General features: G+C 44.5%; 21 protein-coding genes, 1 tRNA gene and 3 pseudogenes. 11 read left to right on the top strand and 14 right to left on the bottom strand.

Annotation, left to right across the window (positions count from 1 at the left end; translation table 11 throughout):
- Positions 1-5: 5 nt before the first annotated feature.
- Complete coding sequence (locus IPL83_04075; protein MBK9038330.1) at positions 6-776, top strand: transposase; 771 nt, start codon at positions 6-8, stop codon at positions 774-776.
- Between the two features lie 392 nt (positions 777-1168).
- On the opposite strand, the gene IPL83_04070 is transcribed toward IPL83_04075, so the two are convergent.
- The 8 genes from IPL83_04070 to IPL83_04035 form a co-directional block, all read right to left on the bottom strand.
- Positions 1169-1441, bottom strand: a complete 273-nt coding sequence (locus IPL83_04070) for a type II toxin-antitoxin system RelE/ParE family toxin (protein ID MBK9038329.1) — start codon at positions 1439-1441, stop codon at positions 1169-1171.
- Positions 1428-1682 (bottom strand): type II toxin-antitoxin system Phd/YefM family antitoxin, encoded by a 255-nt coding sequence (locus tag IPL83_04065; protein ID MBK9038328.1) that lies wholly within the window; start codon positions 1680-1682, stop codon positions 1428-1430. The genes IPL83_04070 and IPL83_04065 overlap by 14 nt, the downstream gene beginning before the upstream one ends.
- Positions 1683-2628: 946 nt before the next feature.
- A complete protein-coding gene (locus tag IPL83_04060) occupies positions 2629-3138 on the bottom strand; it encodes a hypothetical protein (protein MBK9038327.1) in 510 nt (169 codons plus the stop codon).
- A gap of 38 nt (positions 3139-3176) precedes the next feature.
- The gene (locus IPL83_04055; protein ID MBK9038326.1) at positions 3177-3743 is read right to left on the bottom strand and encodes an IS3 family transposase; all 567 of its coding nucleotides are present in this window, start codon (positions 3741-3743) and stop codon (positions 3177-3179) included.
- 44 nt (positions 3744-3787) lie between these two features.
- Positions 3788-3928, bottom strand: a complete 141-nt coding sequence (locus IPL83_04050) for a transposase (protein MBK9038325.1) — start codon at positions 3926-3928, stop codon at positions 3788-3790.
- Positions 3929-4066: 138 nt separating this feature from the next.
- Entirely contained in the window at positions 4067-4327 is a 261-nt protein-coding gene (locus tag IPL83_04045; protein MBK9038324.1) for a transposase, read from the bottom strand.
- Positions 4290-4562 carry a hypothetical protein gene (locus IPL83_04040; protein MBK9038323.1) on the bottom strand — a complete coding sequence of 91 codons (273 nt, stop codon included), beginning with the start codon at positions 4560-4562 and terminating at the stop codon, positions 4290-4292. The genes IPL83_04045 and IPL83_04040 overlap by 38 nt, the downstream gene beginning before the upstream one ends.
- A 53-nt stretch (positions 4563-4615) precedes the next feature.
- The gene (locus IPL83_04035; protein MBK9038322.1) at positions 4616-5215 is read right to left on the bottom strand and encodes a hypothetical protein; all 600 of its coding nucleotides are present in this window, start codon (positions 5213-5215) and stop codon (positions 4616-4618) included.
- A 989-nt stretch (positions 5216-6204) separates the two neighbouring features.
- Here IPL83_04035 and tnpB point away from each other — a divergent pair.
- From tnpB to IPL83_03990, 9 genes are all read left to right on the top strand, one after another.
- Entirely contained in the window at positions 6205-6615 is a 411-nt protein-coding gene (gene tnpB / locus IPL83_04030) for an IS66 family insertion sequence element accessory protein TnpB (protein MBK9038321.1), read from the top strand.
- Positions 6584-7141, top strand: a complete 558-nt coding sequence (locus IPL83_04025) for a hypothetical protein (protein MBK9038320.1) — start codon at positions 6584-6586, stop codon at positions 7139-7141. The genes tnpB and IPL83_04025 overlap by 32 nt, the downstream gene beginning before the upstream one ends.
- Before the next feature lie 5 nt (positions 7142-7146).
- Positions 7147-7770 carry a transposase gene (locus IPL83_04020; GenBank protein MBK9038319.1) on the top strand — a complete coding sequence of 208 codons (624 nt, stop codon included), beginning with the start codon at positions 7147-7149 and terminating at the stop codon, positions 7768-7770.
- Entirely contained in the window at positions 7701-7961 is a 261-nt protein-coding gene (locus tag IPL83_04015; GenBank protein MBK9038318.1) for a transposase, read from the top strand. Before IPL83_04020 ends, IPL83_04015 begins: the two co-directional genes overlap by 70 nt.
- A 766-nt stretch (positions 7962-8727) precedes the next feature.
- Positions 8728-10410 carry a transglutaminase domain-containing protein gene (locus IPL83_04010; GenBank protein MBK9038317.1) on the top strand — a complete coding sequence of 561 codons (1683 nt, stop codon included), beginning with the start codon at positions 8728-8730 and terminating at the stop codon, positions 10408-10410.
- 141 nt (positions 10411-10551) lie between these two features.
- The gene (locus tag IPL83_04005; protein ID MBK9038316.1) at positions 10552-10785 is read left to right on the top strand and encodes a hypothetical protein; all 234 of its coding nucleotides are present in this window, start codon (positions 10552-10554) and stop codon (positions 10783-10785) included.
- A 603-nt stretch (positions 10786-11388) separates the two neighbouring features.
- Complete coding sequence (locus IPL83_04000) at positions 11389-11835, top strand: hypothetical protein (GenBank protein ID MBK9038315.1); 447 nt, start codon at positions 11389-11391, stop codon at positions 11833-11835.
- 8 nt (positions 11836-11843) lie between these two features.
- Positions 11844-12476, top strand: a complete 633-nt coding sequence (locus tag IPL83_03995; protein MBK9038314.1) for a TauD/TfdA family dioxygenase — start codon at positions 11844-11846, stop codon at positions 12474-12476.
- A complete protein-coding gene (locus tag IPL83_03990; protein MBK9038313.1) occupies positions 12469-13641 on the top strand; it encodes a hypothetical protein in 1173 nt (390 codons plus the stop codon). The genes IPL83_03995 and IPL83_03990 overlap by 8 nt, the downstream gene beginning before the upstream one ends.
- 154 nt (positions 13642-13795) lie before the next feature.
- Here IPL83_03990 and IPL83_03985 read toward each other — a convergent pair.
- A tRNA-His gene (locus IPL83_03985) sits at positions 13796-13871 on the bottom strand.
- 122 nt (positions 13872-13993) lie between these two features.
- The gene (locus IPL83_03980; protein MBK9038312.1) at positions 13994-15307 is read right to left on the bottom strand and encodes a FecR domain-containing protein; all 1314 of its coding nucleotides are present in this window, start codon (positions 15305-15307) and stop codon (positions 13994-13996) included.
- A gap of 335 nt (positions 15308-15642) precedes the next feature.
- Between IPL83_03980 and IPL83_03975 the strand changes: the two genes are divergently transcribed.
- Complete coding sequence (locus IPL83_03975) at positions 15643-16305, top strand: hypothetical protein (GenBank protein ID MBK9038311.1); 663 nt, start codon at positions 15643-15645, stop codon at positions 16303-16305.
- Between the two features lie 129 nt (positions 16306-16434).
- On the opposite strand, the pseudogene dnaK reads toward IPL83_03975, so the two are convergent.
- The 4 genes and pseudogenes from dnaK to IPL83_03955 form a co-directional block, all read right to left on the bottom strand.
- A pseudogene (dnaK, locus tag IPL83_03970) lies at positions 16435-17944 on the bottom strand (molecular chaperone DnaK).
- A 46-nt stretch (positions 17945-17990) separates the two neighbouring features.
- Positions 17991-18333 (bottom strand): annotated as a pseudogene (locus tag IPL83_03965) (Hsp70 family protein).
- Between the two features lie 111 nt (positions 18334-18444).
- Positions 18445-18816, bottom strand: coding sequence for a hypothetical protein (locus IPL83_03960; GenBank protein ID MBK9038310.1), 372 nt, complete (start codon positions 18814-18816; stop codon positions 18445-18447).
- A gap of 256 nt (positions 18817-19072) precedes the next feature.
- Positions 19073-19515, bottom strand: a pseudogene (locus tag IPL83_03955) (DnaJ domain-containing protein).
- Between the last annotated feature and the right edge of the window lie 611 nt (positions 19516-20126).

The raw sequence follows: 20126 nt of genomic DNA, 5'->3' as shown, positions 1-20126 counted from the left end.
AGGTTATGAATCGCTTACATTACAAGTGTGCCAAGGAATCCAAGTTCGAAGTGTGCCCTAAGTGCGCCACGAAATCCTATTCCGTCCATGACCGCAGATGGGTCGAAATCCAAGATCAACCCATCCGTGGGTCTGGAATTCAGCTGCAAGTACTCAAGCGCCGATTTAGATGTCCCGGGTGCAAGAAGGTTTTCACAGAACCCCTTAGTGGCGTCAGGAAAGGCCATAAAACCACCGAACGCTTCCGCCGAGGGGTTAAGTGGGCCTGTGAAAACTTCGCTGATCTAAAGCGTGTCTGCCGGGCCTACAGCTGCTCCGCATGGCTAGTGAATAAAGTATTTTACGAACAACTCGACATCAAATGGCACGAACGAATGAACGACCCTTGGGGAAAAAGAATCGGCATCGATGAACACAGCTGGAGGAAATGCCGCAAAAATGGAATGACTGAGTTTGCCTCGCTCATCGTTGACTATGATCGTGGCCGCATCGGCGAAATGGTCAATGGAAAAACTGTACTATCTATGAAAGATGCCCTTTCCTATATTCCCGGGCGAGAGCGCGTGGAACAAGCCGTGATTGACATGTGTGATCCGTTTAAAAAGTTTATAAAAGACTTCTTTCCTAACGCTATCACCATTGCGGACAAGTTCCATGTGCTGCGCCTTCTGAATCCCGCTATCAACAAGGCTCGCACGGAAATCACTGGCGACAAAAGGTCAAATCCAGTTCGTAGGCTTCTCCTCAGAAACAGTTTGCTAGAATTTTGGTTTTAGATAAGCAAACAATGGTGACCTGGAAATATAGCGGCGCAAGATCCTTTTCGCTCCGAAAGGAGTTAAGTCAGAAGTGCGTCTTATCTCGAGCGTGAGAGTCGGCAAGATTCAGGGGTATCGGTAAATTTCATGGAAGAGACGTATACAAACGAATTCTCGAGTTTAAACACGAAGCCCAGAAGTCGCGGGAGGAACGCACTGTTGTGCTGGATGTTCGAGAACCAACACCTATAGGGTATTAAGGAACATGATAAGTCGTGCAGCCTGCATGACGGGCAAAAAGACGTGCTGAAGTACTTAAGGCCCAATTTATCGAGATTTTCTCTGGCCAAATTTTCGTTTTGATTGTTAACGCAAAGGCAAGGAAACGTGCCGTATCGACGGCACTCATTTCAAAGCCTTTTCAGTTGTTTATAAACATCGTCGTCGTTTCTTCTGCCTACCAACACGATTACCAAAAGTATGTTGTCTTGGACCTGGTAGATTATGCGATATTCTCCGACACTGGTTCGGCGATACTGCGAAAAACCTTTGACCTGAATAGAGTCGTGCGGCTCTGGTTTGTTGCGAAGCTCTAGGATTTTGGTGGTGATTTGTCTTTTTTGTTTTGCTGGCAACGACTCAATAAACTTATCGGCTCGCCTGGTGATTTCAATCTTTAGCATTTAACCATTGAGCAAGTTTCTTCTCGCTCTCTTTCTCACCGATAGTTCCCTCTTTGATAGCTTCTTCGGCCTGTCTGCCCCACCAAGCATCTTCTATTGCTTCCAGCCGTTGATATTCTTCAGACGAAACCAACACAGCAACAGAGCGACCGTTCTTTTTGATCTCAACAGGTTCTTGCCTCGCTGTATCTAAAAGTCGTCCGAACTCGTCCTTTGCTTCTTTCGCCGAAAACGATTTCAATTTGAGACCCATATTTCCTCCAATGAGCTATAAGATCCATAATAGCTCAAGTAGATCTAAGAGTCAATTTTACTGTAAATGATTGGTTTAACTCAGTTTTAGTTTGCATCGTTTCTAAATGTAAAACAGGGTGCTAACCTAGCCTCTGGTAAAATGAGGCCAAGCATATTTGGACGATATTGGCTCGTAGACCCAGACCCGTAGACCCGAGCAATCTCGCTAAGCCTTTGCAATCCTTCGTTTGTGATTTTAGATATTTAGGCCGTTTCCGGCCATGCTTGAAAAATTAATTGGGGCGAGAGACCCGAACTCAATCATATCATCCACTTAAGGTGTCACCTTGTCCTATTGTAGGATGAGAATTTGAGTCATTGCAATAATTAAATACATCTAGGTGCTCCCGCACTCGAGAACTGCAATTTGTTACCCTTCGAGGAATCAATCAGGTGCCTTCGTTTCCCTTTCAATGACAAATATCGCCAAAGCAAAAAAGCAGAGGCCCGAACCAGAAATACTTCCGCACGTCTTTTTGCCTTGATTGAAGGCTGCGCGACTTATTATTACTTTCTTCCTCAATCCATCGTTTTGGTTCTCAACATTCCAACACAAAAGTGCGCGCTACTCCAGACTTCTGGGATTCTTGATTAAACTGGAGTGCTCGTTGCTATAGATCTCGTGTCCTTGAACTTAATCGATTCCCCCGAACCTTGCCGACTCACGCGCCAACGTTAAAGACCCCTCTTTAGAGCCTCCTTTCCTTTTGCAATCGAAGAACGGTCCTTGCCTTACTGTTTTTCATGGGCACCTTTGCTCGAAATGGGATATCAAAGTAATGGATATTTTGCTCTAACAGGGCTGCCAAAGATCAGAAAAACAGGTTTATTTTGCACCCGCAGTCCAATACCCGCCGCGGGCGGGTTTTTTATTTGGCCCGAGCGATTTCTATTTAGTCATTTAAGTCTTCAACGGGAGCTGACGATCGGCCGTTCAGGCAATAAATGGCATAGTCCAACATTGCCGCCCTATTCCAGCTGGCATTAAAATTTATACTCAAACTTTCGGTGCCTAAGTATGATCGGTTACAGGACTCTTTGTTTTTAATCTGAATTCCGTCTCCCCATTCTAGTTGTGGCTTCAGTGACTCTTGTACTTCATAGGCAAGAGCGAGGACTCTATAGCAGCTCTCCAAATCCTCCATGACACAAGTGATTCGCGTGGTCGTTTTTTTTGATTTATCCAAATCCTTGACCGTTCTAAAATCCTTCGAAAGAGGGGCGGCCTTAAGGAGGGATTTAATTTGATCAACCGTGGCGTTTACAGGCAATTGTAAGGACTGTTCCCAGCGAAGGTTGAGATCATAATTATACCTATCTGAGGAGCTCTTTAGTGGAAACCTGATCCTCGAATCAAGGGTTAAATATATCGGATTTAGCTTATGGCAAAGTAGGGAACTCATAACAGGATTGGAATTCCCCAGAAAAACTGGATAGTTTCTCAGGCGGCATTTAGTGTTGATTCATACTCCAAAGGACTTTGATAGCCAAGCGATGAATGCAATCTTTTTTTATTGTACCAGGTTTCAATATACTCAAAAACTAAGATTCTCAACTCTGCTTCGGTTTTGTAGTCATGACGGTAAAGACACTCAGACTTGAATGACTTGAACCAACTCTCAACAATCGAATTGTCGTAGCAGTTTCCCTTGCGACTCATGCTCGGAATCACATCCTTCTTCTTTAGCAAAGCCAAAAATAATTTGCTCGCGTACTGAATCCCGCGGTCCGAGTGAAAGACGATCTTCGCTCTATTTCCGCAATTAGCCAATGCCATCTGCAGAGCATTCAAGACCCCGGTGGTTTCTAAACTGTCAGTGACCGACCAGCCCACAACTTTTCGGGTACAAACATCGAGAACTATGGCCAGATAGAAAAAGCCAGATCCAAATCTCAGATAAGTGATATCTCCGGCAAAGACCTGATTAGAGTCTTTGGGCAGATCATCCTCGATCCTGAAAACTCGTGGAGCAATTGGGCCCTCGTGGTTCGAATTAGTCGTTCTCACTCGATATTTTTCTTTAATCGGGCATCCAATCCCATCTCCATCATTTACTTCGCAACAGTATTTTCACTTACAGAAAATCCCTTGCTCCTCAGCTCATGAAAGATCCTTGGTGAGCCATAGGTACTTTTGCTAGCTTTGAAAATCTCCTCAATTTCCTTGCAGATTTCCCTTTTTTCGTCAAGAATTTGAACTGACTATTCGCTTTCCATTGGTAATACCCACTGGTACTCACCCCAAAATGTCTGCACAGGCGGTTGATAGGAACTTCATTTGAAAGGTCCAAAATCATTTGGAATTTCTCATTTGATCCTTTGATATGATCCCTAGGCTTTTTTTAGAACATCGCTGACTTTGTTCAAATACTCATTTTCCTTTCTGAGTTCTCGAACCTCAAGCTCCAGTTCTTCATAGGTTTTCGCGCCGCTCGCAGCGGCGCGACCTGATTGCGCTTCGATTTTCCATCGACGAATATTTGCCGGATTTATACCTAGATCTTGTGAGGCCTTTGTTGTTCCCATTTTCTCTGCTAAATCAATGGCTTCGGCCTTATACTCTTCTGAAAAAACCCTTCTCTTTGAACTCATTGTTATCTCCCATCGGTTTGTTTAAACCGCTCGAAGAAAACTGTCCACTATTTTTGGGGAACTCTAGATCGGCTATCAACGACCGAAGATTTGCAGCGGTGTTTTTGGCGTCCTGAAGGCTTTCAAGTCTTGCCGAAGGCGGATCGGAATACCGTTCAACATGAAAGAGATCCGACTTATGGTAGGCGGGGTCAAAGCCACAACTACGATCTACATCCTCATGAAACGCCGACATCTCTGCCTCCACTTGGCCAGTGGCCGCATCTATGCAAGACCATACTTTACTATTCAAAATTTCACTGTGATCGAACTTCTGTCTCCCGTTAACTCATAGGTTTTTTTAATTGAATTCCTGTAAGCTTCGATTTTGGGCAAGAGAGCCGACACCTTCTTAATGTCGCCGTTCTCAAAACAGGACAAGTTCTGGTCCCCACAAAGGTTCACAATCTCCACAAATTTCTTGTCTGCATCGCCTAAGTAGCGCTTTAATTTTTCTTCTGTCCTGGATTCGAGTGCTTTCAGTTCTGTAAGCTCAGGCGACGCGCAGGCTACCACTGCTCGAAGGTAATTCTGACGAGTTAGGGTCTGGGACATCGCCAATGCCTTTTTAGACAATTCTAGTACGTTGCCCAGTGCCATTATGCCTTTGCGCTGGTCCTCGATATTCTTCAGCTCGAGACAATCCAGCGTACACTTGTATTCGCTATAACTTTCGCCCTTGAATGTTTCCTTCATAGTCCCTTTGCACTTGAGCTCATAAAAGGATAATTCCGCCTGTTGGAAAACAGTTCCTGGATCTGAGGTATCTGCGTGCTTCTCGTCCGAACGAGTGCCGCATCCAACAACCACAAACAGTACAAAGATAAAAGAAATCCAACTGCGAGGCATGTAAAAATTCTCCCATAACTGTAAAAGGTCAACCAACTGAGGCTTAGACCCTAGGGCCATCTAGTTCTAGTGGTTGCCTGCAGCAATTAAGATGCCAGGGTTCCACATACGCTTTTGGAATGAGTGCCGTCGATATGGCACGGTTGCTTGAGCGAAAGCAAGACGAAACCAATGCCAGAAAAATGGCCCGCACTTAGGATTGATTTTCCACAGCCGCTTTTTTTCTAATACAGTTTGCTAGAATTTTGGTTTTAGATAAGCAAACAATGGTGACCTGGAAATATAGCGGCGCAAGATCTTTTTCGATGCGAAAGGAGTTAAGTCAGAAGAGCGTCTTATCTCGAGCGTGAGAGTCGGCAAGGTTCGGGGGCATCGGTAAATTTCATGGAAGAGACGTATACAAACGAATTCTCGAGTTTAAACACGAAGCCCAGAAGTCTCGAGAGGAACGCACTGTTGTGCTGGATGTTCGAGAACCAACACCCATAGGGTATTAAGGAAAGTGATAAGTCGCGCAGCCTACATGACAGGCAAAAAGACGTGCTGAAGTGCTGAAGTACTTAAGGCCCAAATTATCGTATCCGTTCACTGACCGTGAATGGAATCTGATATTTTTTTAAGTAAAATCCGCCGATTGACACTTTCAAAGGCGGTAACCAATGACTTCAGATTTTCTGCAAGAATTAAGGAGAGATATCGAAGCCTGGCGAGTCAGGAAGAAATCTCCTCAGGAGAAATTTCTGATGAACTGAGGAGTCGGATTTTGGTCTGCGAGAGCTATTTGATGACCGCCTCCTGCGTCGAGAACTCAGTTTATCGCCCGGATTTTTCAATCCAAAGCAAGTAGGGGAACGATCCGCCTCTAAGCTTCGGCGGAGGAATTTTGTGCCAAACAATTCTGGGCCCTTTATTAAGTTTTCCCCCGATCTAACAGTTGAGGCACCTCGAGTTGTTTTACGACTTTCTGATTTGACGATTGAAATTCATCGGTGATTCAAATCAGTCCGTCCTCACCGATTTATATCCACTGCGGAGCTGTGGATTTTCGTAAGGGAATCGATGGCCTTTGTGGAGTTTGCAAGGAGCAGATGGAGAAGGACCCCATGAGTGGAGCTCTTTTTGTTTTCTCCAATAGATCGAGGAAATCTCTCAAGATATTGGTTTATGACTCCCAGGGGTTTTGGATATTTCATAAGCGGCTCAGTCGTGGATCGTTTAAGTGGTGGAGGACGGGAGAGGGAGTCTCGGGTGAGCTACGAGCCTCAGAGTTGGCAGTTCTTATCTGGAATGGAAATCCCGATTTAGCCGCACCACAAACAGAATGGAAAAGTACTTCCAATTTTGTGAAATCAGCGGAAGACTTTTCCGATGTTGAAAGCCAAGAAGAAGATCCACATTGAGATGACAGATGAGAAGCTTCATCGGCTGATTGACGAGATTGAGAGCTCAAACTTAACGGAAGAAACTCGTCAAGAATTAATCAATTCTCTCAGAGCCTTGATTGAATTAGATCGTTTGGTGGGACTGAAAAGTGCCACCATCGCCAGATTGCGCAAGATATTTGGAAAGCAATCAGAGAAAGTTCAACAAAAAAGACCCTCAGGAGAAAAAGCCTGCTCATGGGAACACCGGAGCAGTGGTCGCCATGGCCACGATCATTATCCATCGGTCAGTGTCCAAAATTATGAGATTGTAAATCTAAAGGAAAAGGATCCTTGTCCGGATTGTCAAAAAGGGAGGGTGTACAATTGGAATCCAGGCATGTATGTGCGCGTGACGGACAATCCGCCACTTTCAGTGAGCGTTCACAAGACCAGAAACTTCGTTGTAACCTGTGTGGCAAAATATTTGAGGCTGAGTTTATCGGAAAAGGGAGGAAAAATTCGACGCACAAGCCAAAGCCATGATAGCCATTCTTCACTATAAGTTCTGTGGCTCGATCAACACTCTGGACTCAGACGGAAAACCTGGCCAACCAGATGATTCTGGTTTGGAAGGTCATGGTCCGAAAGGCTTCGGAGGGAGCGTTGTTCTATATTGATGACACCAAGGCCAGAGTTCTCTCCCTCATGAGGGAGAATGAACTTCAGGAGCCAAATACCAAAAACAGAACCGGCATGTACACCACGGGCATTCTTTCTGAAACTCCAGAGGGAAAAATCATTCTATATTTTACCGGAAGGAAATACAGTGGAGAGAATTTGGAAGAGCTCCTGACTCGGCGGCAAAGTCAGGGTCCCATTGCCATCATGTCAGATGCTCTGAATATGAATAATATCAAAGACCGAGCCCAGGAGATATTGAAATACCTGTGTCTCACCCACGGTCGGAGGCAATTTAAGGATATCGAGCAGGACTTTAAAAGAGAAAGCGAATTTGTGCTGGGCCTTATTTCTCAGGTCTATGCAAACGAACGGCACTGTAAAGATGTGAATTTATCCCCCGAAGAGCGCCTCAATACCACCAAGAGAAAAGTGCCCAGCCGATGGGGGAACTCAAAACCTGGATTGACAAAGTATTTCCCAACAAACTCGCTGAGCCCAATTCAAAACTAGGAGCCGGCGTCAAATACATGCAGAAGCATTGGAAGGGGCTCACCGCATTTCTCCGCCACCCAGGAGCCCCCATCGACAACAATATCCTCGAGCAACAGCTCCGTACCCCCGTTCTAAACCGAAAAAAAACTTCCTCTTCTTTAAAAGTGAATACGGGGCCTTCGTGGGCGACATTCTTCTCTCAGTTATAAAAACTTGTGACATCAGTGAGGCCAACGCTTTTGACTATATGGTGTCCATTCAAAAAACTTTGAACTGGTCAGGTCCAACCCTGATAACTGGATGCCATGGAACTACACACAAAATTTCGAAGTAGTCATTCACGGTCAATGAACGGATACAAATTATCGTGATTTTCTCTGGCCACAAGTTTTCGTTTTGATTCTTATCGCAATGGCAAGGAAACGTGCCGTATCGACGGCACTCATTGCCCGAGGAGATTCGAAGCCTCGATGGCTGGGCCGCAGTGAACCAGCGGATGAGTTTGATCAATATCGCAATCTACGGTATCGGGGGGGGGTATTTACTCACTTTTCTCTCGCCTCAAATCTTGGGAATTGCCATGATAAAGTGCGGGCTCCTCCTCTTTGCTTCTATCCACTACCCAAAAATCACGAAGGGCAGACTTAATATTTGAAAAGAATTCGAAATACAAACAAAAATTACATACAACCAAGGTCAGCGAAAGGGTCACTCGTGAGTCTTTGAATCCAGTTCTGTGCGCTGAATTGATGGCTTTGTGACGATTTAATTTGGATTCCCATTGCTAGGGCAATATTTTTCTGATCGTCATTTGAATTTAAAAGGGAGGACTGTTAATTTGCTGCCGATTCAGAGAGACGGCCGGAGGAATCTTTCTATATTATTGTTAGATTCTGGTCCTTTGCTGGAACCAATAGCCAGTGAGCCCGGCATGAAAAATGCAGTGGTCATCGGGTTTTTTTGGAGAGGATTCCCGTGGCTCAAACGTTTCAGATACGTATTCCGAACATTTTTCTATGTTTTTTTCTCGCATTCCTATTTTCTGGCTGTGCCAAAAAAGGCAATAAATCGGTTCCTGATGCCCGTCCTTCTTTGGAATGTTTAAGCAAAATTAAAAACGATATCGTTCAGAATAAGATTTTTTTTACTGATCAGCCCGAAACCAACCTTGATGATGGTCTTCTAAAAGTCAATCATCACATGGCTTCTATCGCCATTTCAAAAGAGGACTACGAGATTTCCCAGAAGCGTGGATCGAATTTTTTCCATACTATTGCCAAAAAAGTTTACTATAAAAATCAAACGTCTAACTTTGTCATCGAAACCACAATTTTGCCTGGCGAAGATGGTTCTAAATACAAATATGAACTTTCGCTGGAATACTCAGAAGACAATATCCCAGCCAATTCATCCACAGTAATTGTGCAAAATTACAATGTTTCGGATAACTGTGAGCTTCAATTTTCGTCGGTAGAATACAAAGACATGAGACAGGTAGGTCAATCTATCAGGAAAGAAACGGCGTCCTACAATACGATTAAAAAAGAAGGACCCGACATTGAGACTAAGGCCTTTCAGGGCCAGCCACCTATTTGTGCCTCTGAGGTACCAACTGACAAACCCGAAGGCCTATTGCAGTTAGTGAAAAGTCAAAACACCTACGCCTTCGATGTTGGTGTCATTTCATTTCTTCAATTAGAAATTCAACAAACCGATACAAGGGGCAAATCGTTTCTAATAGAATATGTGTCGCCCGATACCGATGACACTTTTAAGGTTGAGTTTAAGTTCTCTGACGAGTCCCCATATACATCCATTTTGGAAAACGGTGAATTCACGTATACAGTAGATCTTAATACTTGGCTGCATACCTATCCAACAAGCGGTCACTCCAAAAGTTTTGACATCCAGTTCGATACCAATCCATACGAAGACGAACTCCCACTTGGCCTGACCATTTGGCTAAATAAAGAGTTGAAATTTCCAAACATGAGAGCCTATTGGAACATTATTCAAACAGATAAGATAACTGACAACCCAAATTACAATTATAAATATAAAATGGTGGGCCGGCAAAAACATGACTCCCTTCCAAGCATATTGCCTTTAGACACAAGCCGATCCACAAGTCCATATTTAGGGGCAACCAAGGACTTAGAGACTTCCCTGCCGCAAATTCAAGCCTGGTCTGAGGAGTTGCTCAAGAATTTCAAGGGCAATCGCATAGATATGGCTTTAAAAATCTTGAAGCTAGTGAATTCCTATCTCACCTATGACGGTAAGATGGTTGAGGAAAACTTGGTTCAAGGCCTTAAAACATCGGAAATTTTAGAGCGCAAAAAAGGAGTCTGTCAGCATTTTGCGAATCTATTTACCACAATCGCTAGAGCCGTCGGCTTGCCCACCAGGACAGTGTTTGGAGTCTCTCTCCATCCTAATTCAAGCGCCATGCACGCCTGGGTAGAATCAGAATTTGCAGATGGAATTTGGCTGCCCTTAGAGCCCCAAAGCGAGAGTGGCAAGATCTATTTTTCGAGGTACTTACCTCTCGCTTATGACGCTGAAGGCGGCACTGACTTCAAGACCGCCATGCAATTGATTTCCGCTATACCTGACGCAATGATGATCAGGGACACGACTGCCCCTATGGCAAAGTAAACAATCTGCGGTGGGTGGTGATTCTCCCCTAAGAGGGTTTACGGGCTCAGTCTCGTATAGGCCTGGAGGAAATCTGACACTTGGGATGAGTTGTTCAAAGAAAATTGAACCCCCAAAAAAACGGTTGATGCAAGCAAGGAGATGGTGGGCAAAATCAAAGGAGCCGAACCCTATTTAGAATTAGATGAAGGTGAACCAATACTACTCAAAGACTTTGATATTCTAAAAGGTGCAAAATCAAGAGTGAGCGGGTTTGGATTGTTTATTCCATTTTCAAGTATTACTGAGCAAATGAAAGACAAAATCCTATTAGTAAATGATCTCGCATCAGTGTTGATTAATTTTGACCGAAAATATCGAAAATTTCTCTGCTAGTTCCAATGATTTATTTTTGTCCAGTCAATGACAGATATCTTTGAAGACTGCAACGTACTCAGCCATAGTGCCGAGGCCCACCGCCGCACGTCGCACCGCCGAACTGCCAAAGATTAGAAAACAGGGTTTATTTGGTTTCTATTTAGGCTTGCGGTGTCTTATTGGCTTCGGCAAGTATACGTGCCGCTTTGACGGCGCTCGTTTATGCTCGATGATAAGTGTATTTCCTTCTGAAGAGCCCATTGCTTGAAATTGGCACGATGGATTCTGTGTTGGGGTCGGTTCAGCAATGCACCGGCCTACCCGATTTTATAGCAGCCTGCCCAGAAGTTCATTTTTGGAACATTTACAAAACACACCATATGCCCTGTCTAATTTTTAAAACCTGCTTTAGGCTAGGAAAAAAGGAGGACCGTATGAGAAAAATTTCTTGGAAATATACAAAGCCAGCCACTTCTTACAAGTAGTAGGTGACAGACCTTATGCATTTCTTGCATAAGGTCTCCTCTGCCTCTTTGATCAAATAAAGCAACATTTTAGATCTATTCATCTTTTTTATTCAGTGCCATAATCATCTGTGGCTTCTATGTAAGGATGTTTTTAATGAATAAGAATCAAGATGCGTACTACTATGAACCGGCTTTAAAGATTGCTCCAGACATGCCTCCAAAATTGCAAACTCCATGTAAACAAATTAACAATCTTAATTTAAAAAGAGTCATAGCCAAATCTCTAGATCCTCATTCCGGGTATAATTGGGAACTTGATGTGTCACTATCAGTGGCAGATCTATATCGAGCTTTTCTGTTTTTATGTAAAACATATCCAGATGAAATTATAGTCCCAACAAAAGAGGTGGACGATTTTTGGCACCTACACATATTGGACACTCGACATTATATCGAGGACTGCCAGCATGTTTTTGGCTACTATCTTCATCACTTTCCTTTTGCCGGCCTAGAAGGTACTAAAGTTTCAGAAACGGATGATGAGAAGTTTATCGAAAACACTATCGGTCTAATGGGGAAACATTTCCCAGAACTACTATAGAAGATCCGATGCCAATAAACACAGCACTATTAGAACAAATTAGAACCAATTTAGATCAAGACGGGCTTATATTTCTCGAAAATCAAGACATTGCAACCTTTGAATCCATTTCCTCTCTCTTAGGACACGTCATCCTTAAAACTGATGTAAAAATCAAGTCAGATGCGACAGCGATGGTTCAAACTGCAGAACCCCTTGAATGGCATCAAGATTCCCCAGAAGCTAAGTGGTTAGCATGGTTTTGCATTAACCCAGGCGAACCAACAGAAACCTTCGATGGCCGAATTCTCTTTAATCTTTTATCACCTGTAGAAATAGAAATATTAAAAAGCATCAAAACGACTATAAGAACTTCTGATGATTGTGAGGAAGAAACTACGATGGTCTCAGGATCTTCCAACGGCGAATTAATCTTATATTTTTGCCCTTGGCTTATAGACGACAAGCTGAACGAGCTGCAAAAACAGACCATAGAAGAAGTAAAACGATTACTACGTTTAAACGATGGCTTAAAAAATATATTCTTTTGGAAACAGAATGATCTTTTAATTATTGAAAATAGAAGAATGCTTCATCGCAGACCTCTACTTGACCCAAAAAGTGATAGGTTCCTTATGCGCAACTGGATCAAAAGTGAATAACAACATTAGCTCTTCTGTCCTCTTTCTTCTCATTGCAGCTTCTATCGGAACTTTTGGTGCCAGCTTATTCTGGACGGGTTTTCCAGTTTACTATGCATCCATAACGAACACGAGCTGGTCACTTTCGGGTGTATACACTCTAGCCACCCTAGGAACTCTTTTGTTTACATTAATTGGCGGTGTATGGGGTGATACCGGGAACTATGGCAAGCTTGCTGTTCGAAGCCACTTTGTTAGCTTTATTTTCATTCTTACAATCTTTGGTTTTACCTTTGGAGAGACTAAGCGATATCTTCTTTTTGTTTTGCCATTACTCTATTTTAATTTTTCTCTGGGATTTATTTCTGAATCCGTATGGCTATTGAAGTCAACCGAAACAATTGATTTCCAGAAACGCATTTTAGATAGAACAATGCTGACTCTAATCTCAAAACTTTTAGGATTCTCTCTGGGTCCATTGTTATTCCTCACTATTGGAAGAAATAGTCTACTTATTTGTGGTGGAGCGTTCCTCATGACATCAATTATTCAATTGATATTAATTTTGAAAACTTCTCCCGTCATCAGCGTCAAAGTAACTAACTCCGAAAAGGCTTTTAAACTTAGCCTGAAAAATATGGCTTCATTATTTTCCTCACCTGTTTTTGTCTTAGCAGCTTTTCTAACTGGTATGTTATCTATACCTTTTAATCCCTTGTTTGTTTTGCATTTGGAAAAAATTGGTACACCTAAGGATATTTCTCTTTTTTGGCTAGTGGCCGGTCTCTCTGGTTTTTCTGCAACGGTTATAATGAGAAAAACTAAAATCCTTGATAGTAAGAAGTGGTTTTTAGGCATTACTTTTGGCATGTGCATGCTCCTATATAATGCATTTAGCAGCATCCACCCTGTTATCGTCATTGGTTTTGCCTCCTTGTATGTCTTTTTATCAATCCAATTCTCGGCGAAAACTCATATTATTACAGCAGTCCTTTCTAAGTCGGAGACAGTTGGTTCAAGTGTAGGTTCAGTTAATTTTCTCATGGATTTGGGTGTATTTTTAGGAATGTTCTTAGGCACATTTGCTTCAACTGTACCACTACACTGGATTACTTATATTTCTACTGGATTGCTCCTGGCCAGATGGGTCGCTTTTTCAAAGTTGTTGAAGTTGAGTGAAATGTGAAACACGTCTTGCGCACATTCAGCGGCAGGCCTGGGCTCTCCGGCTCTTCTCGGTTCGTGGTGGAACGCAAGTTGGACCCAAGCTAAGTGCCCGCGATTACATGTTTGGTATCATTACAAAATTTTATTTTCCCCCCAACCGAGGGATAAGAAATTGGGGCGACCGACGGGGCTTGAACCCGCGACAACCGGAATCACAATCCGGGGCTCTACCAACTGAGCTACGGCCGCCACAGAATAACAGTGACTGTTTATAAAAAATTGAACCCTAAATATCAACTGAGTTAAATATAATACAATGCATTAAGATTTAGCGACACCAATAAAGCCTGGGTATGATTCACGTGAAACCCCTAGTAGTCGCAAGGTCCAACCCGTACACCCTTCGCTTGGCATTGCTCATGAAAATTTGCAGGAAGCCTTGTTTCATCAGCCCATTTTCCGTTGGCATCACACCGCCTTCTCAGGCAACTGACCTGAGCAAGATCCGTGCGGCAGTACTTTGCTCCCTTTGGATTGTTTTCGCAAGCCCAGTAGCATTGGTCAATTTCAGCTTGAGGCGATTGACAAACAGAATTTGCAGCTCCTTTTGCCTTCAGGGCAGCTGTCTTTCCTTTTGGCTTCTCTCCGACGGATGATTCCCAATCCAATTGCTCAATTTCTTTGGCACTCATTTTATGAACCGGCGTCATATATCCACGAGCAACAAATTCATTGATTTCTTTATCAGAAAAGACTTCCGAACTATTCGCCTCAACAACATAACTGGCATAGGTCCCATTGTTGATATCCAAAGATTGCGACTGGTCGGCATTGGCCAGAACAACAGATCCCGTCAAAGTTTCAACTTTAGTTACCTCTTTGTCCCCAATATCAAAACTGACCACAAAATCGGTTCCTCGCACTCCGGCAACAGCACTCTTTGTTCGAACCTTAAAGTAAGAGCTCGTATCGCTCTTGTACTTCTGCTTAACTTTGCTCCTCACCTTGCCCTTGATCAAATCCAGCAAGGCTCGCCGATCTAGCTTAGAATCAGACTCATACTCAGACATCAAAACTTCTGACTGGGGCTGAATATGAAGTTCATTCGCATCCTGAAATTCTATTCTGATCTCAGCCTGAGCCTCGGTCTTTACTGTGTCCTTCGTATGCACAGATATTCCGACACGAGCTGCGTGCTGCTTTCCAGAAGGCTCCACAAGCCATGAATCGCCTTTGCTCCACATGACTTTTCCGATTTCACCACCGCGAGGCAAAGCTTCATTTTCCGCCGCCGCTGAAGCCGGAGTGCGCTTTCCCTCAGGGACCTCCGAGGTCCCTTTCTTCTGAGAAATTTCGCAACCAGATGGGATTGGATCCTTCAATTGACAACTTGGTCTCGAACAACTGCGAACTCTGTTATTGCCACACTTTTCGGAATAGAACGTAAGGCCAGTTTGGTTTTCGCATGAACTGCATTCAAGCCTCGGACAGTCGCAGGGATCTCCCGACCCAGCAAAGGATTGAACACAAACTCCAAACACCAAGGCGAGCACCAATATCAAAAAGGATGTTGGCAACAAACCTGAAGTTCCAAAACGGGACAATTCTAGCTTGCCAAGGACACCGCCACGGCCTGTGTACACAATCGTGCTCTCAAAGGCTTTCGCTATTATGCACTTAATCATGACTCATTTCTCCAACTTTCCAACTTAAGGTAGGAAGATGTCAGCAACAAATGGGCGCCGCTCGCATCCCACATGAGTTTTTCGACATCTCCTCTCTGCGACCTTAGTACCAGTTTGAGATTTTCAGAAATATAGATGTCAACTTGTCTCTGTTCAGCCCAAGCGCGGTAGGTTTTCGCCAAGTGAGACCTATATTTTTTTCATATGGCTCGGCATATGTCCCATGAAAAATAATTTTAGTTACAAGTTCCCAAAAGGCATAACCTCGCCGCTTGTCTAACACGGCAGTCAGAGTTATGGTTCCGCCCCTAGAGACAACGGAAAGGAATGAGACAATGAATTTGGACAGACCCTCCCTAAGACTTGCTGTTTTTATCTTGAGTCTATGTTTTGCGACCAAAGCGAGAGCTCTCTATTCAGTCATGGAAACTGGAGATATCCTCTCTGAAGGCTCATTTAAGGCAAGCCTAGAGTCTCAATTTATCTCTGACGGAGATCGGGGTGTTAATTTGATTGGCCGAATTGATTCCTGGTTTAACCAGGACGCCAACCTAAGAGCCGTCGTGGGCTCCGGCACAACTGACTTCTATGCTGGCGGATTTTTCAAATGGGTTCCTTATCCAGATACGGAGGGCCAGCCAGCAATCGGTCTCTCCTCAGGCATTATCTATGCAAGATACGACGGATTTGATTCCTCAAACAGAAATGAAGACATCGATGAAATATCTCTCCGCTTTCACCCTCTCATCAGTAAGAAAATAAAAACAGAAATTGGAGAAATGAATTCTTATGCTTCCATTCCGATCGGCGTTTCATCCAGAGAAGGTGAAGGAAAATTCCCCGTCCAACTCACCGGCGGCGTTGAGTGGAAAACTGAACAGTGGGACAACATCACCTTTACAGGAGAAGTTGGTTTCAATGTACATGAAGCCTTCTCCTATTTCTCCCTTGGAGCCCGTGTCCAGTGGGACAAAGAAAATGGCTTCTCACTTGATTAATATCTCAATCTGACGCGAAATCTGACACTAAATAAACATCAAGCGAAAAACCATCACAGGAGGCCCCACCCTTCAAAAAAGATGGGGTTTTCTCTCCTCCAACTACAGAGCAAAGAAAAGTCAGCTGAGTTAATTGACGTCCTTGTAATCTGCATCAATAACATCACCTGACTTGCTGTCACCCGAGCCTCCGGATCCACTATCAGGAGCGCCGCCAGCACTTGCCTTGCCTTTTTGCTTTTCGTAAAGAAGACTGCTCAAAGTTTGACTTGAATTCGTGAGGCGCTCGGTCGCTGACTTAAGATCGCCCACCGAAGCCCCTGTATTATTCAGAACTCTTTTTGCTTCCTCGATTGCGTCCTCAATGGGTTTTCGATCTCCATCATTAAGGCTAGATTTATTATCAGCAACCAATTTCTCAGTTTGATAAATTAAATTATCCAAGTCGTTACGATGGATGATTGTCTCTTTCTTTCTTTTATCTTCATCAGCATGAAGTTCAGCGTCTTTCACCATACGCTGAATGTCATCCTCAGAAAGTCCTGACTTAGCGGTGATCTTAATCGCCTGTTCCTTGCCCGTCCCGACATCTTTAGCAGACACATTCAGGATACCGTTTGCATCGAGGTCAAAAGTAAACTCGATCTGAGGCATGTCACGAGGGGATGGAGGGAATTCCCACCAACTCAAAACGCCCCAGCGCCTTATTGTCACCCGCCAGCTCACGCTCGCCCTGCAACACATGAACATCAACGCTCGTCTGATTGTCAGCTGCTGTAGAAAAGTCTGGCTCTTTCGAGTTGGAATTGTCGTGTTACGCTCAATTAACTTTGTCATCACTCCACCCAAGGTTTCAATACCCAGAGACAAAGGAGTCACGTCAAGGAGAAGTACATCTTTAACATCGCCCGCAAGTACACCACCCTGAACAGCGGCTCCAAGAGCCACCACTTCATCGGGATTTACCGAACGATTTGGCTCCTTTTTAAAAAAATCTTTTACAGCTGCTTGAACAGCTGGAATGCGAGTAGAACCTCCAACCAACACGACTTCATCGATATCGGAAATAGACATACCAGAATCAGCCAAAGCCTTTTTGCAAGGCTCCATAGTCCTCTTTACTAAATCCCCTGTTAACTGCTCAAACTTAGCCCGGGTCAATTTCATGTTCAGATGTTTCGGACCAGAGGCATCTGCAGTGATAAATGGAAGGTTGATTTCTGTTTCCTGGGCCGAACTCAACTCAACTTTGGCCTTTTCAGAGGCCTCTTGAGGCGCTGAAGCGCCATCTTATCCGAGCGCAACTCGATTCCCTGATCCTTTTGAACTCATCCATTATCCAAACAAGAATGCGTTCATCAAAGTTGTCACCACCCAGATGAGTGTCCCCGTTCGTCGCCTTAACCTCCACAACATTATCGCCAACCTCGAGAATGGAAATATCAAACGTACCTCCACCCAAATCAAAAACGACAATTTTCTGATCTTTTTTCTTATCAAGCCCATAAGCGAGAGCCGCTGCAGTTGGCTCATTGATGATTCGCTTCACCTCAAGGCCGGCAATCCGACCAGCATCCTTCGTCGCCTGACGTTGAGCATCATTGAAGTAGGCTGGAACCGTGATCACCGCCTCGGTCACCTCATGGCCTAAATAATCCTCTGCAACTTTTTTGGTTTACCCAAAATCAGCGGAGATTTCCTCCGGAGGACGGCCTTACCGTTGATATCAAACGCAGAATCCGTACCTTTTTGACGACCTTGTAAGGCACCAACCGACTCTCTTCGGAGACTTCCTCCAAACGTCGACCAATAAACCGTTTTGCCGAAAAAATCGTGTTTTTCAGGATTTGTCACTGCTTGGCGCTTCGCAATTTGACCCACTAACTTTTGTCCATCTTTAGTAAATCCAACCACCGAAGGCGTCGTCCTCCCACCCTCTTCATTAACGAGAACCTTGGGCTCTCCGCCCTCCATGATAGCCACAACAGAGTTCGTCGTACCTAAATCAATCCCAATGATTTTTCCCATACTCACATACCCCTTATTCTAAAAATTTTACTCTTCACACCTTAACTTGGGTCGCCATTTTCAGCCGTCAAGATATAAGATTGAATTTAAAACCAAACAGACCTTTGCCCCTCAGACACTGACTCGCCTTTTACTCCCAGCAATTTCACGCAGGAGCTGCTCTTCCTTCTTTCCCAATTTTTTTGGCATCTTCACTTCAATTTCCAAAATCAAATCACCACGACGTCCTCCCCCGAAGCGAGGGAATCCCTTGCCGCCGAGACGAATTCTGTCCCCGCTCGACGTCCCTCTAGGAATTTGCACCTTCTCTGATCTACCACAGACTGGGAAGTTAACCTCTGCACTCAAGAGAGCCTGGAGATAGCTAATCTCTAAACCCCCAATGAGATGTTCTTCCTGCCGTCGAAAAGACTCTTCTTCCGTCACATCAATTTCGACATACAAATCACCACTGGCCCCCCAAAAAACCGCCTTCTCCTTCATTCGACAATCTCAACTGAGTCCCTTATCAACACCTGCAGGAACATTGATCATCATTTCGCGTTTTTTTCTATCCGGCCACGGCCATGGCACACACAGGGTCTTTAATCACCACTGACCCTGCCCTTTGCAATCAGGACAAGTTGTGGCCATTGAAAAAAAAACCTGACGCTCGGAACGACCTGCCCAGACCCCCACAAGTCAAACAATTCTCGGTTCTGTTCCTGTTTTGGGCTCCGCTCCCCGGCAAGGCTCACAATCAACCCCCCGAAAGAAATTCCACCTTATGCTGAGCCCCCAACATCACATCTCGGTAACTGATTTCCAAAAGATACCTGAGATCACGCCCTCTTCGAGGACGATTTCGCTGCTGAGTCGACCGCTGAGCTCCTCCACCAAAAAAGTCGCCAAAAATATCACCAAAAGCGCTAAAAACGTCGTTCACGTCAGAAAAACCTGCCCCGCCACTTTGCGGACCGTCAACTCCTGCCCGACCAAATCGATCATAGCGAGCAACGCTTATCAGGGTTTCCGAGAACCTCATAGGCCCGAGCGGCTTCCCTTAAATTTCTCTTCGGCGGCCTTATCTCCAGGATTTTTGTCAGGATGAAACTGCATCGCCATTTTTCGATAGGCTTTCTTAATTGTCGACTGATCTGCCTCGCGGCCCACTCCAAGCACCTGATAATAATCTCCGCTCATATCCCACCTTTTTAAAAGACTACGCGAGGCTCCGATCCGGGCCAGACACACCCCCTCAAACTGGGATTTTTCTCTAGCCACGTCAAGGCCAAGACGACGAATATTCTCATATTTTAACTAAATCTCGACAGAGGGCTCCAGATGAAAGGACAAAACGATCATGTTTGCCCAAGAATCCAAACATTATCAGGGCTTGGTGGGCGTCCCTCTATTTCTTTAAATCCGCTGATTGAGATGGGGTTAGCGATGAAATGCCTCTCTCCTTGCGGAGGATCGCCTCAACTTCTGCCAACCTCTGTTTTGCACGCAAAGGCACCTCGTCAGGGGAATTTTTGTATGTATTCCTCTACGACTGCCTTTCCTAGCTCAGCCAGGCCAGCCTGGGAGTAAACGTGGTTGCCAAAAAATAGACCCAGCTAGGGCTCCCGAATCTCCCGCTTGCTAAGAAGCCTGGCCCTTTCTCTAAGTTTCCTGTCTCAAAAAGAGCATGATAGGCGGCCGTATAAGAGATCTGCCAAACTCGAGGAAAAGCAACAACCCTTTGTCAAAAATGATCTCCGCTCCTTCCCGGTCATCAACAAGGATACTCAATCCTGTCGCCCCCATGGTGT

This window comes from Bdellovibrionales bacterium, assembly GCA_016716765.1.
GTDB lineage: Bacteria > Bdellovibrionota > Bdellovibrionia > Bdellovibrionales > UBA1609 > JADJVA01.
Note: the sequence above shows the minus strand (reverse complement) of the source record. Positions and strands in the feature narration are given on the sequence as shown.

What these genes read in the sequence shown, in the direction of transcription:
- IPL83_04075 (MBK9038330.1), top strand. Translation starts at nt 6, where the DNA reads ATGAATCGCTTACATTACAAGTGTGCCAAGGAATCCAAGTTCGAAGTG.
- IPL83_04070 (MBK9038329.1), bottom strand. Translation starts at nt 1,441, where the DNA reads ATGCTAAAGATTGAAATCACCAGGCGAGCCGATAAGTTTATTGAGTCG.
- IPL83_04060 (MBK9038327.1), bottom strand. Translation starts at nt 3,138, where the DNA reads ATGAGTTCCCTACTTTGCCATAAGCTAAATCCGATATATTTAACCCTT.
- IPL83_04045 (MBK9038324.1), bottom strand. Translation starts at nt 4,327, where the DNA reads ATGAGTTCAAAGAGAAGGGTTTTTTCAGAAGAGTATAAGGCCGAAGCC.
- IPL83_04040 (MBK9038323.1), bottom strand. Translation starts at nt 4,562, where the DNA reads ATGTCGGCGTTTCATGAGGATGTAGATCGTAGTTGTGGCTTTGACCCC.
- IPL83_04035 (MBK9038322.1), bottom strand. Translation starts at nt 5,215, where the DNA reads ATGCCTCGCAGTTGGATTTCTTTTATCTTTGTACTGTTTGTGGTTGTT.
- IPL83_04025 (MBK9038320.1), top strand. Translation starts at nt 6,584, where the DNA reads ATGTTGAAAGCCAAGAAGAAGATCCACATTGAGATGACAGATGAGAAG.
- IPL83_04015 (MBK9038318.1), top strand. Translation starts at nt 7,701, where the DNA reads ATGGGGGAACTCAAAACCTGGATTGACAAAGTATTTCCCAACAAACTC.
- IPL83_04005 (MBK9038316.1), top strand. Translation starts at nt 10,552, where the DNA reads ATGGTGGGCAAAATCAAAGGAGCCGAACCCTATTTAGAATTAGATGAA.
- IPL83_04000 (MBK9038315.1), top strand. Translation starts at nt 11,389, where the DNA reads ATGAATAAGAATCAAGATGCGTACTACTATGAACCGGCTTTAAAGATT.
- IPL83_03995 (MBK9038314.1), top strand. Translation starts at nt 11,844, where the DNA reads ATGCCAATAAACACAGCACTATTAGAACAAATTAGAACCAATTTAGAT.
- IPL83_03980 (MBK9038312.1), bottom strand. Translation starts at nt 15,307, where the DNA reads ATGATTAAGTGCATAATAGCGAAAGCCTTTGAGAGCACGATTGTGTAC.
- IPL83_03975 (MBK9038311.1), top strand. Translation starts at nt 15,643, where the DNA reads ATGAATTTGGACAGACCCTCCCTAAGACTTGCTGTTTTTATCTTGAGT.
- IPL83_03960 (MBK9038310.1), bottom strand. Translation starts at nt 18,816, where the DNA reads ATGAAGGAGAAGGCGGTTTTTTGGGGGGCCAGTGGTGATTTGTATGTC.